The 16757-nt window shown below is 35.9% G+C and carries 16 protein-coding genes; all 16 read right to left on the bottom strand.

Translation table 11 applies throughout. The annotated features are described in order from the left end of the window. Window positions 1-437: 437 nt before the first annotated feature. Window positions 438-1736 carry a dihydroorotase gene (locus tag HMPREF9333_RS06925; RefSeq protein WP_040882471.1) on the bottom strand — a complete coding sequence of 433 codons (1299 nt, stop codon included), beginning with the start codon at window positions 1734-1736 and terminating at the stop codon, window positions 438-440. Continuing rightward, complete coding sequence (locus tag HMPREF9333_RS06930; protein ID WP_005540909.1) at window positions 1730-2452, bottom strand: MBL fold metallo-hydrolase; 723 nt, start codon at window positions 2450-2452, stop codon at window positions 1730-1732. The genes HMPREF9333_RS06925 and HMPREF9333_RS06930 overlap by 7 nt, the downstream gene beginning before the upstream one ends. An 82-nt stretch (window positions 2453-2534) precedes the next feature. Then, the gene (locus HMPREF9333_RS06935; protein ID WP_005540910.1) at window positions 2535-3290 is read right to left on the bottom strand and encodes an amino acid ABC transporter ATP-binding protein; all 756 of its coding nucleotides are present in this window, start codon (window positions 3288-3290) and stop codon (window positions 2535-2537) included. A gap of 12 nt (window positions 3291-3302) precedes the next feature. Further along, window positions 3303-3956, bottom strand: a complete 654-nt coding sequence (locus HMPREF9333_RS06940) for an amino acid ABC transporter permease (RefSeq protein WP_005540911.1) — start codon at window positions 3954-3956, stop codon at window positions 3303-3305. 16 nt (window positions 3957-3972) lie between these two features. Beyond that, the gene (locus tag HMPREF9333_RS06945; RefSeq protein WP_005540912.1) at window positions 3973-4818 is read right to left on the bottom strand and encodes an amino acid ABC transporter substrate-binding protein; all 846 of its coding nucleotides are present in this window, start codon (window positions 4816-4818) and stop codon (window positions 3973-3975) included. Window positions 4819-5820: 1002 nt separating this feature from the next. After that, window positions 5821-6201 (bottom strand): hypothetical protein, encoded by a 381-nt coding sequence (locus tag HMPREF9333_RS06955; protein ID WP_242822324.1) that lies wholly within the window; start codon window positions 6199-6201, stop codon window positions 5821-5823. A 13-nt stretch (window positions 6202-6214) separates the two neighbouring features. After that, complete coding sequence (locus tag HMPREF9333_RS12915; RefSeq protein WP_005540919.1) at window positions 6215-6445, bottom strand: hypothetical protein; 231 nt, start codon at window positions 6443-6445, stop codon at window positions 6215-6217. Between the two features lie 593 nt (window positions 6446-7038). Then, window positions 7039-7365, bottom strand: coding sequence for a hypothetical protein (locus tag HMPREF9333_RS06965; RefSeq protein ID WP_005540923.1), 327 nt, complete (start codon window positions 7363-7365; stop codon window positions 7039-7041). Continuing rightward, a complete protein-coding gene (locus HMPREF9333_RS06970) occupies window positions 7346-7606 on the bottom strand; it encodes a hypothetical protein (protein ID WP_005540925.1) in 261 nt (86 codons plus the stop codon). Before HMPREF9333_RS06970 ends, HMPREF9333_RS06965 begins: the two co-directional genes overlap by 20 nt. A 153-nt stretch (window positions 7607-7759) precedes the next feature. Further along, window positions 7760-8140, bottom strand: coding sequence for a hypothetical protein (locus tag HMPREF9333_RS06975; RefSeq protein WP_040882477.1), 381 nt, complete (start codon window positions 8138-8140; stop codon window positions 7760-7762). Beyond that, window positions 8137-11562: a VWA domain-containing protein gene (locus HMPREF9333_RS12265; protein WP_005540927.1), complete on the bottom strand. Its 3426-nt coding sequence runs from the start codon at window positions 11560-11562 to the stop codon at window positions 8137-8139. The genes HMPREF9333_RS06975 and HMPREF9333_RS12265 overlap by 4 nt, the downstream gene beginning before the upstream one ends. Window positions 11563-11622: 60 nt before the next feature. Then, a complete protein-coding gene (locus tag HMPREF9333_RS12920; protein ID WP_005540928.1) occupies window positions 11623-12360 on the bottom strand; it encodes a leucine-rich repeat protein in 738 nt (245 codons plus the stop codon). Between the two features lie 1003 nt (window positions 12361-13363). Further along, window positions 13364-14437, bottom strand: coding sequence for a peptide chain release factor 1 (prfA, locus tag HMPREF9333_RS06995; RefSeq protein WP_005540932.1), 1074 nt, complete (start codon window positions 14435-14437; stop codon window positions 13364-13366). 34 nt (window positions 14438-14471) lie between these two features. Continuing rightward, a complete protein-coding gene (gene prmC, locus HMPREF9333_RS07000; RefSeq protein WP_005540934.1) occupies window positions 14472-15401 on the bottom strand; it encodes a peptide chain release factor N(5)-glutamine methyltransferase in 930 nt (309 codons plus the stop codon). A 75-nt stretch (window positions 15402-15476) separates the two neighbouring features. Then, window positions 15477-16415 (bottom strand): DUF1385 domain-containing protein, encoded by a 939-nt coding sequence (locus tag HMPREF9333_RS07005; RefSeq protein WP_005540936.1) that lies wholly within the window; start codon window positions 16413-16415, stop codon window positions 15477-15479. Between the two features lie 134 nt (window positions 16416-16549). Then, window positions 16550-16756: a 50S ribosomal protein L31 gene (rpmE, locus tag HMPREF9333_RS07010; RefSeq protein ID WP_005540938.1), complete on the bottom strand. Its 207-nt coding sequence runs from the start codon at window positions 16754-16756 to the stop codon at window positions 16550-16552. Between the last annotated feature and the right edge of the window lies 1 nt (window position 16757).

Raw genomic sequence — 16757 nt, forward strand, 5'->3', positions numbered from 1 at the left:
ATAATGGACGTAGCCATGAAAACCCATCTACGGGTTGCATGCTACAAACGTGCATTATGCACTCCTATATCACTCTAACAGGGAAAAGGCATCCGCAAGGGTGTCTTTTCTCGTTTAAAAGCTTTTTTAAATTCAGAGCTTTCTAAGTTCAAAACTTTCTAAAATTCAAAACTTTCTAAAATTCAGAACTTTTTAAAATTCCAAAAAGTTCTAAGATGCAGAGCCTGCAACAACCTGCCGGGGACTTTTAAATAAAATCATCTTTTTTTCTTGCATACTCTCTCCTCATTGGAATAAAAAATGACGATTAGCACTTTTATCCAATCGTCATCAGTCAATATCTATTTATTTCTTTACTATTTCACCTATTTGCTGTTTATCGTGGTTGTGGGCGTTTGTAACTGTCATTGAAATTATTTTTTTATTGCCTATCTGTCTCATTCTCTGCCGTCATACACTATAAAACCATTGCATATTGTAAGCACGACTTTACCTTTGAGTTTACTTTTAAACCATGGAGAATTTGAAGATTTGCTGAAAGTTTTGTCATAAAACCATACCTGTTCAGGATCAAAAACTACTATATCGGCAGGTGCATCCTCCTTTACCATACCTCCCTCAAGGTTATACAGCTTTGCCGGTGCAAGGCTCATACGGCTTATCAATTTTGTTAAACTTATATAACCGCTGTCAACGAGATTCATTATACCTAATGAAAGAGAGGTTTCAAGCCCTGTTATTCCGCTTGGTGCATCAACAAAATCCACTCTCTTTTCTTCCCTCGTATGCGGAGCATGGTCGGTTGCTATAATATCAATAGTACCGTCATCTATACCCGCTATAATGGCAAGTCTGTCCTCCTGCGTCCTTAGCGGAGGATTCATCTTGGCATTTGTTCCGTATTTAAGTACAGCCTCCTGTGTAAGTGAGAAATGATGAGGTGTCGCCTCGGCATGCACCTTTATGCCCAGCTTTTTGGCTTTGCGTACTATATCGACACCCTCCTTTGTACTTAAATGCTGAATATTGATAATCGCACCATATTCTCCTGCAAGCCTACAGTCTCTTTCTATCATCTTAATCTCAGCCATAGCTTCAGCACCGTAAAGACCTAGCTGCTCTGAAACGCTGCCGTGATTTACACCACATTCCTTTACACACTCAGGATCCTCTTCATGAAATGAAAGCGGCATCTTAAGTTTTGCCGCCGTCTTCATAGCCTCTTTTACCAGTTCAATATCAACAAGAGGTTTTCCGTCATCTGTAAATCCTGCCGCACCACATTCTTTAAGGTGTTTCATATCAACAAGCTCTTTTCCTGCCATACCCCTTGTAATAGTAGCACAGGTTTTTACTCTTATTCCGGTTTTTCTTCCTTCGGTAAGCACATGAAGTATACCTGCCTCGTCATCTATAGGCGGATTTGTATTTGCCATGCCTATTATAGTGGTAAAACCGCCTGCCGCCGCTGCCGCCGCTGCCGTAAGTATACTTTCCTTATGTGTAAATCCCGGATCTCTCATATGTACATGTACATCTATAAGTCCGGGTGCAGCTACAAGCCCACGGCAATCTATGATTTCCAGCCTTTCCCCTTTTGCCCTTGCAAGCATTGAAGCATCAAGTACAAGCCCAATGCCTATCTTCAGAAACTTTCTGTCTGTTATTATTATATCTCTTATGCCGTCTGTTTTTGAAGCCGGATCTATAAGCCTGACATTCCTTAGCATCAGCATATTTCAAATACCTCATTGTCTTTTTTTATTCTGATTATCTTATCGGCAAATCTTTTTACATAGGGCTTTTCTTTAAACCGATCTATTATATTAAAACTTCCATTTATATGCATTGGAAATACATGCTCGGCATCTATCATTTCCATAAAATACGTTATACCGAGATATGCATATTCCTGCTGCCTTGTATCAAGCGGTACAAATGCCAGTTTTATATCTTTATTATCCTTATCAAGCATAGCCCTGAGCTTTTTAAGCTGTTCAAGGTATGCATCTTTTTGAGAATCATTCCAAACTCGGCTTTCTCCCTGCCAGTACCAGTAATTCAAATCACCTCCGAAGTAAATTCTGTCTCCCTGTATATCTATAAGGAAAGCTACGCCCTCATCAGTCGATTTCAAGGTTCGGACATTCAACCTGCAACCTCCGAAGTCATAGAACCTGTTTTCACCGGGTCCTATGAAATCAACATTCTTTTTATCTCTGACTGCAAGCTGGTTTATATCATTTGAGATTATATAATAGACATTTTTGTACTTTTCCCTTATATCAAAAACCCTCTGGGAAAAATGATCTCCGTGCCTGTGGCTTATAAAAATTATAACAGGCTTATCCTTATTAAAATCAGGAAGCACACCTTTATAATAATCAAATAACAGACTGCAGTCGCTTAGTTCTATATAAAATGAACTATGATGTATAAATTCAACCTTCATCAGACCCCTCCGCCTTTCATTTTTCTTTTATATACCTGATTATATCAGATATTTTACAAATGAACCAGATATAAATAGAAGGTTATAATATATATCTTCCAAGAAAATTTTTCATCCTTGTATTGCGGGAATTAAAAACCTGTTCAGGACTTCCCTCTTCCACTATCACACCTTCATCCATGAAGATAATCCTGTTGCTTACATTTCTTGCAAATTCCATCTCATGAGTTACTATAACCATGGCTATATCAAGCTTTGCAAGAGATTTGATAACCTTAAGCACCTCCATGGTAAGTTCAGGATCAAGAGCTGAGGTCGGCTCATCAAAAAATAAAAGCTTAGGTTTAAGTGCAAGTGCCCTTGCTATGGCAACACGCTGACACTGACCGCCTGAAAGCATATAGGGATATGAGTTTTCTCGACCTGAAAGTCCCATCTTTTCCAGCAGGCTCAGGGCTTCCTCTCTTGCCTCATTCTTTTTTTTCTTTTGAACCCTGACAGGTGCGTCCATTATATTTTCAAGTACATTCATATGCGGGAACAAGTTATAGTTTTGAAATACAAGTCCAAATATGGAGTTTGCCTTTTTAAGCTGTTTTGAATTTATATAATTTTTTTGCCCGTGTTGTACCGATGCAAATGTTTCACCTGCATATTTTATCTCTCCCTCATCTATATCTTCAAGCATGGTGGCACATCTTAAAAGTGTTGATTTGCCGGAACCCGAAGGACCTATGACCGAAAGCACTTCACCCTCACCGACATTCAGTGAGACTCCCTTTAGAACCTCACCGTCTTTAAAGCCCTTTTTTATATCATTTATTTCTAAAACATACATATAAATCCCTGCCTATTCCCTGTAATATCCCATACGTTTTTCAGTAAGTTCCATTATATGAGCTACTGCCAAATTAAATATGTAATATAAAATTCCTGCCGCTACAAACGGCAGCATACTTGTACTTGCACTTGCAAGAGCCTTCGCAGTGGAAAACATCTCAGCTACGGATATGGTAAAGGCAAGAGATGTATCCTTTATAAGTGTTATAACTTCATTGGTTACAGGCGGAAGTATACGTTTTATAACCTGCGGAAGTATTATAACAAAAAAAGTCTGTATTTTTGAATATCCAAGTACATGTGCCGCTTCATACTGTCCTTTTGGTATTGATAACAGACCGCTTCTATAAATTTCGGCAAAATAGGCTGCATAATTTAACACAAATCCTATCATAACAGCATATAGTCTATAATTGCCGGGAGTTTTAATCCCGGCAATATAATAGGGTCCAAAATATACTACCATAAGCTGTAGAGTAAGCGGTGTTCCCCTCATAATAGATATATACAGTTTAAATATTGATGAAATAATTATATTTTTACTCATCCTGCCAAATGCAGTCAAAAGTCCCAGAGGAAGTGAAAATATAAGCGTTACCGCAAATATATATATACTTATACCCATCCCTCTTAAAAGCTGTATTAATACATCTGATAGATTCATTCACCTGACCGTCTTTCTATTTTACAATAGTAACATCCCTTCCAAACCATTTCTCAGACACTTTTTTAAGTGTACCTTCTTGTGCCATCTCTTTAAGTGTTTTATCAACCTTATCTCTAAGCTGTGTATTTCCTTTTTTAAAGCCTATTGCATACTGTTCGCTTGAAAGCTTCTCATCAAGTATGACAAAATCATCGCTATTCCTTTTTTCTATCTGATATCCGGCAACTACTATATCCATAGCAACCGCATCGGCAGCACCCATCTCAAGATCCATAAATGCAGTATTATAATCAGCTACTGTGATAAGCTGCCCAAAAGTCCCTGCAATTTCAGCTTTATCCTTTAAAGCGGCATCCGCTGAAGAGTCAACCTGTACTTCAACATTTTTCCCTTTAAGCCCTGCCAAATCCTTTATGCCTGAATCTTTTTTTACAACAAATACCTGAGAATTTTCCATATATGGCATAGACCATGTATATCCATCCTCTCTTCCTGTCATGGTAAATCCGTTCCATATACAGTCTATATTGCCGTTTTCAAGCTCAAGCTCCTTAGCATCCCATGCTATAGGCTGATATACAATCTCCATTCCAAGCTTCTGTGCCGTTTCTTTTGCAAGATCAAGATCAAAGCCTTCGTATTCTCCGCTGTCTCCTACAAATCCCATAGGCGGAAAGTCCTTATCAAATCCTACTACAAATTTTTCCTCTGAATTTTCAGTCTTTTCATCCTGTTTTACAGTCCCATCTTCCTTTTTCTTTTCTGTTTCTTTTTCTGATACCGAAGTCTTATCCGCACCTCCTGCTGAAGTTTCACCCGTGCTTGAATTTGCAGTATTGCCTGCACATGCAGAAAGCATACACAACAGCATAAATGAAGCACATAACATACCCCATCTGCCTAAAGGTAAATTTTTTGATTTCTGTGCCGAATTGCATTTGACAGCATCCTTACAACCGTAGTTTAAAGCAACTTTCATAATGTTTTTTACAAAATTTTTCATAATTTCCTCCACATAGTTATTTTTTATTATTTTACTTTAGTATGATATCATACTAAAGTGTTTTTGTAAAGAAAAAGTTTTATAAAAATATTATTAACCTCCAGCCCCTGTAGATATATTAAAAACTTCCGGCTCACTGCACCTTTTAATTCTACTTAAACATCAAACTTCTACACTCATGTTTTTATGCATGAGTTAAGGTATATAAATAGAAATATAATTCAAAATTTTTAAGCACTACAAATACTGCATTAAATATAATAAAATATCTGTATATACCTTTAATGAACTCCTTATTGCAAATACCCTTCATTTTTACCACTATTGCATAGATATTAAGAAAAAATACTATAGATACAAATCTAATGTATATATGACTAAATGGAGATTTATCAATAATATCTGATACACCATACATAGTATAATATATCAGGTACTTCTCCCATGAATAATTTTGCAATATCGAAAATCTTGTTAAAATAAAACTTACAGTAGATTGTATTTGTATAATTAAAAGTATGGTAGTCAGTATATCGATCAATATCAGTATCTTTCTTTTCATTGTTTTAGTCCTTTCCACATCTCCTAAAAGCTCTTTCTTGCCTCTTGTGCATTTAAATTAGAGTCCTATCTATACAGATTTCTCCCCGGTTTTTCTTCGTTTTTCTCTGGAAAATCAATTTCTGATACATTTACATAAATTTTGTAGGGATTAATGTCTAATATTATCTACTATATAGGGGCTGAAATGATTAAAAAATCTTATTAATCTCCAGCCCCTCTAAATATGTTAGATACTTTCAGCTAAACTTCACAGTTTTATTCCACTGAGGTATCAAACTTCTAAGTTTATGTTTGTTATACCGACATCAAGCCTTCCAAATAAGCGTAAAATTCAAAAATCTTAAATACTACAAATACTGCATTAAATATAAGAAAATACCTGTATATTCCTTTGATAAGCTCCTTATTGCGAATATTTTTCAATTTTACAACTATTGCATAGATATTAAGACAAAATACTATAAATTGAATCCTTGGATATATATCCCTAAATGGAGAATTATCTATAGCACCCGCTATTCCATAAAAAATATATAAGTCCAAAAAATCCCGTAATTGATAACCTTGCAAATATGAAAATTTCTTTATAATCATACAAACAGTAGATTGTATCTGTATTACTAAGAGTACAGCAGTCAATATATCAATAAAAAATAAAAGCTTTTTCTTTTTCATTCCTTTATCCCTTTCATCCTTCTTCAAAAGTTTGCCTTGTATGTTGTGCATCAAAGTCATTATCATATCTATTCTCATTCAGATCATATATCTCTACAGTTATAGGCAAATCATCTTTTGAGGCATTTCCATAAATATTATAAGGCGAATGTTCCATAGTCAATAACACCCAATTGCCGCTTTTCTTCTTTAATTCATTAATGTTCTTTGGAATTCTGTTTAACTTATTTCCAAAGTAACCCATTTCTTCACCGATTCCGATGTTAATCCAAACAAAATATTTTTCTTTTTTTCATTGTAAACCTCCATTTCGCAATTCACCTGTATTATTTACTATATAGGTGCCGAAATTTTTAAAACTCCATTACTAACCATCTAGCCCCTATCATTTTAAAAACTTCCGACTCAACTGCACCTTTTAATTTTTTTATATAAAGTACCTAAACTTTACATTTGTTATGCGTGCGTTACGATTACCACGTAGACGAAAAACTCTAAGGCTTTAACAACCACAAACGCTACATTAAATACGAGAAAGTAACTATATATGCCCTTTACAAGCTCCTTATTATTAATATCTTTCAGCTTTACCATCGCTGCATAGATATTAAGACAAAACACTATAAATACAAACCATACATATAACTTATCATAGGGTGATATTCGTATACTGTATGCTATCCCAAATAAGTCATAAAAATTCAAATAATCATACAATGTGTAATCTTTAAAATTTGAAAAATCCTCTATAATAAGAACAATAGTAGATTGCATGTGTATAATTAAAAGTATAGCAGTCAGTATATCAACAAAAAAATAATAAAAGCTTTTTCTTTTTCATTCCTTTATTCCCTGCCAGCCTTCTTCAAATATCTCTCTTGCCTGTTGTGCATCAAAGTCTTTATTATATCTATTCTCATTCTGACCATGCTTCTCTCCACTTATCGGCAAATCATCTTTTGAGGCATTTCCATACTTATTATAAGGATCAATATCTAACTTCCAGTGTTTGAATCCCGATTTAGATATTAGTCCATCTTTGTAATACATACCGCTGAAATTATATGTCCCCATGTTCTTAGGATCTGTCTTTTCGGTACAGGCTAAACCTTTGTTTACACTACCGTTTTTATCTCCATAAATGTTAATATATACTCCCCTCATTTCTTCCGTCTTTAGACATAAACTTAAGGTTATATAGCCCGTTTCCTGAAAAACCGGTAGGACACATATGGTAGGTAGAACTGTCTACTCTTAACAGCACCCAATTGCCGCTTTTCTTCTTTAATGCATTAATGTCCTTTGGAATTCTGTTTAACTTATTTCTAAAGTAACCCATTTCTTCATCGATTCCTATGCTAATCCAAACAAAATATTTTTCTTCTTTTTCATTGCAAACCTCCATTTCGCAATTTTCCTGTATTATCTACTTATACAGGGGCTGAAATGATTAAAAAATCTTATTAACCTCCAGCCCCTATAGATATGTTAGAAGCTTCCGATTTAAATACCCCCCCCTTAATTCCACTAAAGCATCAAACTTCTCAGCAAATATTTGTTATGCATGAGTTAAGATATCTAAATAGAAGTAAAATTCGAAAATCTTAAGCACTACAAATACCACATTAAATATAAGAAAGTACCCGTATATACCTTTGACAAGCTCCTTATTGTGAATATCTTTCAGCTTTACCATCGCTGCATAGATATTAAAACAAAATACTATAAATTGAATCCATGGATATATATCCCGATATGTCGACCTTTCTATAACTCCTGATATCCCATAAAAAACATATCCTGCAAAATAAGTCTGTACTAGAAAATCTTTTAAATGTGAAAAATACTTTATACTAAAGACAAGCATAGATTGTACCTGTATTATTAAGAGTATAGTAGTCAATATATCAATAAAAAATAAAAGCTTTTTCTTTTTCATTCCTTTATACCTTGCCAACCTTCCTCAAAGGTTTTTCTTGCCTGTTTTGCATCAGAATCATTGTCATATCTAGTCGCATTCTGACCACTTTTCTCTCCCTCTTTCGGCAAATCATCTATTGATTTATTTCCATATTTTTCATAAGGAGCAAGATCCAGAAGCAAATGATTTAGTCCTGATACAGATACTACTCCATCTTTATAATACCTGCCGCTGAAATTATATGTTCCCATATTCTTAGGATCTGTCCTTTCGGTACAGGCTAAACCTTTGTTTGAATTGTTATTATTATCTCCATAAATATTTATATATACACCCTCATTTCTTCCGTCTTTAGACATAAACTTAAGGTTATACAGTCCGTTTCCTGAAAAACTGGAGGGACACATATGATAGGTAGAGTGTTCCATAGTCAATAACACCCAATTGCTGCCGTTCGCCTTTAATTCATTGATATCCTTCGGAATTCTGTTTAAATTATTTCTAAAGTAGTGAATTTCTTCACTTACTTTGCAATCCTTCATATAGTTATTGAATTGAGTGCAATAACTATCCCAGTATTTATCCCAGCTGCTTTGCCAGTAATCCTCCCTAATTTTATTTGTCGTGTCAACGTTTCTTTCCGTCAAAAATGTATAATAATCCTCCATAAGAATCTCTACTCCAAATTTTGCACTTTCAAACCTGGCTTCACGATAATCCGGAAATATATTGTTATCTTTCAGCCTTTTATCCACTCTATCTTCAACACTTGCCAGGTGTTTCGGACTTCCAAGATAATCTATCTGATATATTTTAGCTGTTAAAGGATATTCATCTTCTTTGTCTTCGACGCTGTCATTATCACTATCTTTTCTAGTCGGATAGGATTTAAGTTTAAAGAACACTCTGCCGTTTTTATCCGTTCTCTGGACTATTTCTTCACCGTCCTTTAAACCGTCTCCGTCAGTGTCGGCATTTTTTTTGTTAAGCATCATAATTATTCCGTTGAAAAGTCTGATTCTCTCCTCATGATAATCACTTAATCCGTCCCCGTCGCTATCACTAACTACATCTACCGTATCGCTTATCAGCTTTTTGAATTCTTCAATCAGCTCATCCGCACTGTCTGCATGATAGTGCTTACCTCCCGTAACCAAGGCTATCTTATTAAGCAGCGCCCTATCGTACTCGTTTCCAAGCCCTACCGTATATATTTTAACTCCTCGCTCTATTGCCATCTGTTCATATTTCGGATCATAAGAGCCCTGTCCGTCAGTTAAAAAGACAATGATTTTCATAGCTTTTTCTTTTGTATTTGAATCGCTGCCTGCAACCGGGTACTCTTTCATAGCCTGTTCCAAAGCTACACTTAAATTTGTCCAGCCCCTGTTGTTTTCAATACTATTCAGGCTTTCCTTTGCAGCCTCAAGATCGTCGGTTAATGACTGATAGGTAGTTGCTGAGGTCCAAAAGCCTATAACCGCAGCCCTGTCTCCTTTCCTAAGCGTATCTATAAACTTTTTTGTAACATCAACCCTGACTTTACCGCTGTCATTTTTTAGCATACTTTCGGATTCATCTATTACAAATACAACCTCTATTATTGCGCCAGGATCAAATTTTGATGAAGACAGTATATTTTGTTCCCATGCTTTTTTCTGATCGTTTTTATTCAGCAGACCATATTTTGAAAAATGAGTTGTTTTTGCCGTTACCGTATGATTGTTCCAGTCAATGCTTTGCTCCTCTAAAAGCACAAGTTCCTGATTTTCAGTATCAACATAGTATATTGCCGGCTCAAAATCCTCAGACTGAACATACTTATCATCAAATTTAAATGTTAAAACCGCCTCCTGTATTTCACCGTCCGCCTTAAAATCATAAGCGGCATCAAGCAGTCCCGGAACTTCTTCGGGCATCCAAATGCTTTCACTTGGCGTATCTCTTTCTATACTGATATTATCCGCATTTCCTGCCTTAAGTTTTATTACTGCCGACGGCTTGGAGCTTCCCTGCTCTCTTTCATATACCTTTGTAACACTGATAATCTCTTTTCCGTCAAGGATTCCGTTTCCGTCAGTATCGGGATTTGTCGGACTGAAACCGTATTGTATTTCAAGTCCGTCTATAAGTCCGTCATTATCCGTATCCGGCTTGTTCGGATCAGTCCCGTACTCCTTTTCTTTTCCGTCATTAAGATAATCCTTATCTTTATCATTATGTATTGGACTTGAACCAAACTCCACCTCCTGCAGATTTGTAAGTCCGTCATTATCTATGTCAAAATCCGCATCCTTAATATCCTTTGAATACGTATGCGGATTAAGAGGATCTGTCAGCGTAAGTTCATACTCATGATAATCCGTCAGTCCGTCATCATCAGTATCAGCCTTGTGAATGTCGGTATTTATCAAAGTCTCTATCGCATCTACAAGCCCGTCTGCATCGCTGTCATGCTTCATATCAAGCCATATAGCATATAATGTAATATCCTCATTGACAGGTGTATCATTAAATGAAAAAGCATTCATTAAATCTTTCTCATCCTTATTCCTATACCATGCTAAAAAATAATACCCGTCTCTATACACAGGCTCCGGCTCCTGCACATAATCTCCCGCCTTTACCGAAACCGATTGGGTTTTAGTTTGATTTGGATAATTAAAATCAAAGGTAACAGTATATTTTTTATCTTCTTTGCCTGATTCTTTATTACCTGTTTGAGGATTTTGAGGATTTTCAGCAGGATCCGAAGGATTTTCCTGATTTGAATTATTTAAATTATTTTTTCCGTCGCTGCCGGGCTTTGCTTTCGTATCGCTGCCGGATTGTCCCTTGCCGTTTAAATTTTTATATGATTTTCCTGTATGTGAACCTGAAGAATTTATACTTTTTTCCGTATTTGACGGCGGCAGTGAGGGCAGTCCTTTGCCTTTAACATATTGTACTTTAAAGTCCTTTATCCATCTGCCGTCTTTATTTACCATATATCCGTCAGGTGTTACAGTATCCTGATATAAACTGCCGTCATTTCCGAAACAGTAGCTGTAACCGTCTATCCAGTGCCAATTCGTAAGCATTTTTCCGAAACTTCCGTCATGCAGTGTATTAAGAAAATACCATTTGCCGCCGCCATCCTGATACCAGCCGTACCTCATAAGACCTTCAGCTGCATCTGTCTTGACATTCAGATAATACCAGCTTCCTTTTTCATTCAGCCAGCCCGTTTTCATAATACCCTGTTCACTGTAATAGTACCATGAATTTAATCCTGTTGAGTGCCATCCGACAATATTTTCAGTATTATATACACTTTGATTAGGCTGACTGTTAGCCGCAATAACTGTATTATAAGACGTTGTATATATTATATTTGAAAATAACATTGCCAATGTACATATAACTGCAAATACTTTTTTATAGTTTCTATCTGTTTTCATCTATATAACCCATCTCATATTTTATATTATTTTATTAAGGCTTGTACTATTTTATATCACTTAATAATACTCTCTTCTGACCTTGAACTCTGTAATCTTGTTGCAGCCGTCATAAATATCCACGTAATGTGTATAGAAAAATAACCCTTTTTCTATCACCTCAAGATTCTCCATATATGCAAACGCTTCAGATTCGGCACATTTTACCGAATTTGGAAGTATAAGCTCCTTTACATAAGGATTTCCTTTAAATGCCTCTTTTCCTATTACTTCAACCACATCCGGTACAATAACCTTTTCATCGGTTCCGTTATATTTTATAAGTACTGTTCCCTCTATATCAAAATCTTTGTTTGATATATCAGATGTTTCCTTCTCAGAATCTTTCACTTCGTCATCAGAAGCTTTTGTCTTAGAATCAGAATCTTTCACTTCAGTATCAACACCTTTTGCATTAGCATCAGAATCCTTCACTTCAGTACCGGAAGCTTTTGCCTTAGTATCAGCTTCCTTCACTTCAGTATCAGAAGCTTTTGTCTTGGCATTACTTCCGGTTGCAGTCAAAACTGTTTCAGATTCGGAAGCCTTAATTTTGTAATTATAATCTTTAATATCCTCATTATCTGAAGTCTTATTTTCTAAAACTTTAACTAACGTTCCATCCCCTGTATTCTCCTGTATAAACTCTGAGCCTCTTTGCAGCGTGTTTTCATTATTGTAGGGATCAGCCCATACAATAACCGTTGATGTTAAAAATACAAACGTTAATCCAAGTAAAATATTTCTCTTCTTTTTCATTGCAAACCTCCATTTCGCAATTTGCGTATACTGTCTGTTGTTAGATTAAATACATGATAATTATTCTGATTATATTATAAATAATACTATATTGTCGGACTCAATCATTTTTGCCTTTTTATACATAAAAGCATAGCCTCCTATCATAAATATATAAAAAACTGTACGTAGTCCAATGATAAAGGAAAGCTGTACCGAAAACATATAAAAAAAAGCCCAGAGATACCCATAAAATAATTCCGGTAAATGACAAGAACTATTCTATGTTTATCCTGAACTTTTTCTGGCAACGCCTCTATACGATAAAACCCCTAGATCGCTCAAGACACTCCCGGCTATATAAAAAGGCTATATAAAATCGCCCCAACCTTAATATTCATTCTTTAAAATAGAAATTATAAATATACTCGCACCTATAAACACCCATACCTCAAATCACCAACTCTGCTGTTAATAACTTGAGGTACCTGCTGCCGCTATATCACCATATATCCTATATACTCATATCATTCTATCACTAAAACTTCTCCTGTTTACAGACTCCGACCATAAAATATGCTCTTAGTCAACCTTCTCTAACCTAAAACCTATAACAGCTTAGCTTAACATTGCCCGGTTTAATCGCTCTAACTTAATCATTCTAACTTTCATCACTATAACTTAACCGCTCTAACTCAATCATTCTAACTTTCATCACTATAACTTAATCGCTCTAACTTAATCATTCTAACTGTTATCTCTCCAACCATACATAAGCAACCTATCACCGACTCATACCGCTATCACTAAACAATACAAAACTCTAACTCTATAACTTGCTCCATTCATTCAAAAACGACGAGCATACGCAAATCCGTTATCACTATAAGCTGTGCTTTTCTAACTGTATGTATTATATACTATATTATTTTTTTGTGTGTTTTAAGGTATAAACAGTAGTAAAAAAGGTATGAACAACTATAAACGTTATATTTTTAAAGAAATCGGCACAGGATGTAGCTGTCTACACCTGTGCCAATTTGCTTAGTTTTGCACTCTGATCCGCCGCTATACATGCATCTATAAGCTCCTGTATATCTCCGTCCATTATTTTATCAAGCTTATACATCGTCAGGTTTATCCTGTGATCCGTAACCCTGCCCTGCGGAAAATTGTACGTCCTTATTTTTTCAGACCTGTCGCCTGTACCTATCTGGCTTCTTCTTTCCTGTGCTTCCTCCGACTGTTTTTTTTCAAGCTCAAGCTCATAAAGCTTGCTTCTTAATAAGGCAAAAGCCTTTTCCTTATTTTGCAGCTGTGATTTTTCAGTCTGTGAATATATCACTATACCGCTGGGATAGTGAGTAAGACGAACTGCGGAGTCTGTAGTATTGACACACTGCCCTCCATTTCCAGAAGCACGCATAACATCTATTCGTATATCATTCATGTCTATATGTACATCAACCTCTTCTGCCTCAGGCATCACCGCAACTGAGGCGGTTGATGTATGTATCCTTCCGCCCGACTCGGTTTCAGGCACTCTCTGCACCCTATGTACTCCCGACTCATATTTAAGCTTTGAATATGCTCCTCTGCCGCTTATCATAGCAACAATTTCCTTAAAGCCGCCTATGCCGTTTTCATTTAAACTTATTATTTCAACCTTCCAGTTAAGATTTTCAGCATAATGTGCATACATTCTGTAAAGCTCGGCAGCAAAAAGAGCCGCTTCATCTCCGCCGGCACCTGCCCTTATTTCAAGCATTATATTTTTATCATCATTAGGATCTTTCGGAAGAAGCAGGAGCTTAAGTTCATGCTCAAGCTCAGTTTCCCTCCTCTTTCCTTCAGCCAGCTCCTCTTTTGCCAGCTCCCTCATCTCATCATCACTCTCGGAATCAAGTATAGCCAGTGCATCCTGCTGGTTTTTTAATGCATTTTTATAATCATTATACGCATTTACAAGCGGAAGAAGATCAGACTGTTCTTTCATAAGCTTTTTAAATCTGTCTTGATTTCCTGCAACTTCAGGATTTGCAAGTTCTGCCATAACTTCTTCATAATGTACAAGTATATCTTCTAAATTGTCAAACATTCCAATACCTCTTTCTATAAATATTATTAATCAACTACTGCCTTGTCATATATACTACTCTGTCATTATATGCCAAGTCCTTTACAACCTTTATATCACTAAACCCGTGTTTATCAAATAAATCTTTAACCTGCTCTGCCTGCCGTGAGCCTATCTCAAGATAAATTCTTCCGCCATGAGCCATATAATCGCCTGCCTTTTGTGCAATTATCCTGTAAAAATACAGCCCGTCCTCATGCCCGTCAAGTGCAGACACAGGCTCATGTTGCGCAACTTCAGGCATAAGTTTTTGTATATCGGCACTTTTTATATATGGCGGATTACTGACTATTATATCAAGCATATGAGGCATATCCGGATTATTAAACATATCACTTTCTATAAAAGTAATATCCGCCATATTATATCTTGCATTTTTTACAGCCGTATCAAGTGCCTGCCTTGAAATATCCGAAGCATAAACCTCATCAAAACCGCCAGCCTTTTTTAAGGTTACAGCAATTATGCCTGAACCGGTGCAAAGATCTAAAAGCCTTTTTGTACCGCTTTTTTCAGATTTATAGTTTTCTTTTTTATATACTGTATTTTCAGCCTCTTCCCTCGACATATTCATCTTCATAATACGTTTTTCATTATTCAGTACGGTTTCAACTAAAATCTCAGTATCAAATCTGGGTATAAGCACAGACGGGTTTACAAAAAAATCCATTCCGCAGAAATTCTGCACACCTGTTATATATTGAAGCGGTGTATGTGAAGCCCTCTTTTTTATAAGCTTTCTGTATCTTTGCAGCAAAACGGCATCATCAATCTTATTATTAAGCTTAAGGCAAAAATCATTTAAGCTTATATTAAAAACATACAGAAGCAGAAGCTTTGCATCAATTTCAGCATCCTCTATACCTGCCAATAAAAGTTCCGTCTTTCCCTCATTATATAGTCCTGCGTAGGTAATATTTTTCATAATAGTTTATTCATCTTATAAAATATCCTTATATAACTGCCTGTATCACATTAAAGGCGGCTGTTTTAAGTATACCTAGTCTTCTTTTTTAAAATTTTCTTCAAGGTATTTTTTCCAGTCAAATACCGATTCAACCGCACATATTGCAACCTCAACCATATCGCTTGTAGGTTCCTTTACTGTAAGTCCCTGCATCCACATACCCGGTCTGCTGAGTATATTTACAAGTCTTGAATCGCTCCTGCCTGCAAGGCTTAAAAATTCAAAACTTACACCTGCTATAACAGGTATCAGAAGGAGCCTTGTAATGAGCCTTAAAGCTATGGTATCAACCCTTATTGCCATAAAAAATACTATGCTTATAAGCATAACTATTATTATAAAGCTTGTACCGCATCTTTTATGTTCCTTTGACGACTTCATAACATTCTCTACATTAAGCTCAAGACCGTTCTCAACGCAATTTATACATTTATGTTCAGCACCGTGATACATAAATGTACGCCTTATCTCTTCAAATCTTGATATAAGCATAATATAAAGAACAAATATCAAAATCCTCACTGCACCTTCAAACAGTGCCGCAATATAGTAATTATTATATACACGCCTCAATAAGCCTCCAAGAAACGCCGGAATCAGCAGAAATATCCCTATTGCTGCAAGTATTGAAAATACCGTTGTAATTCCCATAATCACGGATTCAGCTTTTTTTCCGAATACTTTATCAAAAAAAAGCTCCAATTTTGACGGCTTGCTGTTTTCATCATCTTCAAAAAAACTTGCAGAATATGACAGTGATCTCATGCCTATGATCATAGAATCTGCAAATGCAAATATTCCTCTTACAAACATTAATCCTAAAAAAGGATGTTTTTTTGACATACTTACATAAATATCTTTCTTTACCTCTATATTGCCGTCAGGTTTTCTTACGGCAGTCGCATAATCATTTCCGTTTCTCATCATTATGCCCTCAATAACAGCCTGACCGCCTATGCCTGAATATTTCAATTCAATTACTCCTGTTATAATAATTATGCAGTCAATAATGACTGCCCGATTTATAGGTTAACAAGTTTCTATATATGTAAAAAGAGCCGGGTCATATTTATACTGATATGCCCAACCCTTATAGCCTGTAAAACCTATTCTGCTTTAACTCCATACTTACGATTGAACTTATCAATACGTCCACGGGCAATAGCCGTTTTCTGCTGCCCTGTATAAAATGAATGGCATTTTGAGCAAATCTCCACATGTATATCCTCTTTAGTAGAACCTGTTACAAATGTATTTCCACAGTTACAGGTTACTGTAGCCTGATAATAATTTGGATGTATATCTTTTTTCATC

The sequence above is a fragment of the Johnsonella ignava ATCC 51276 genome (genome assembly GCF_000235445.1).
GTDB lineage: Bacteria > Bacillota > Clostridia > Lachnospirales > Lachnospiraceae > Johnsonella > Johnsonella ignava.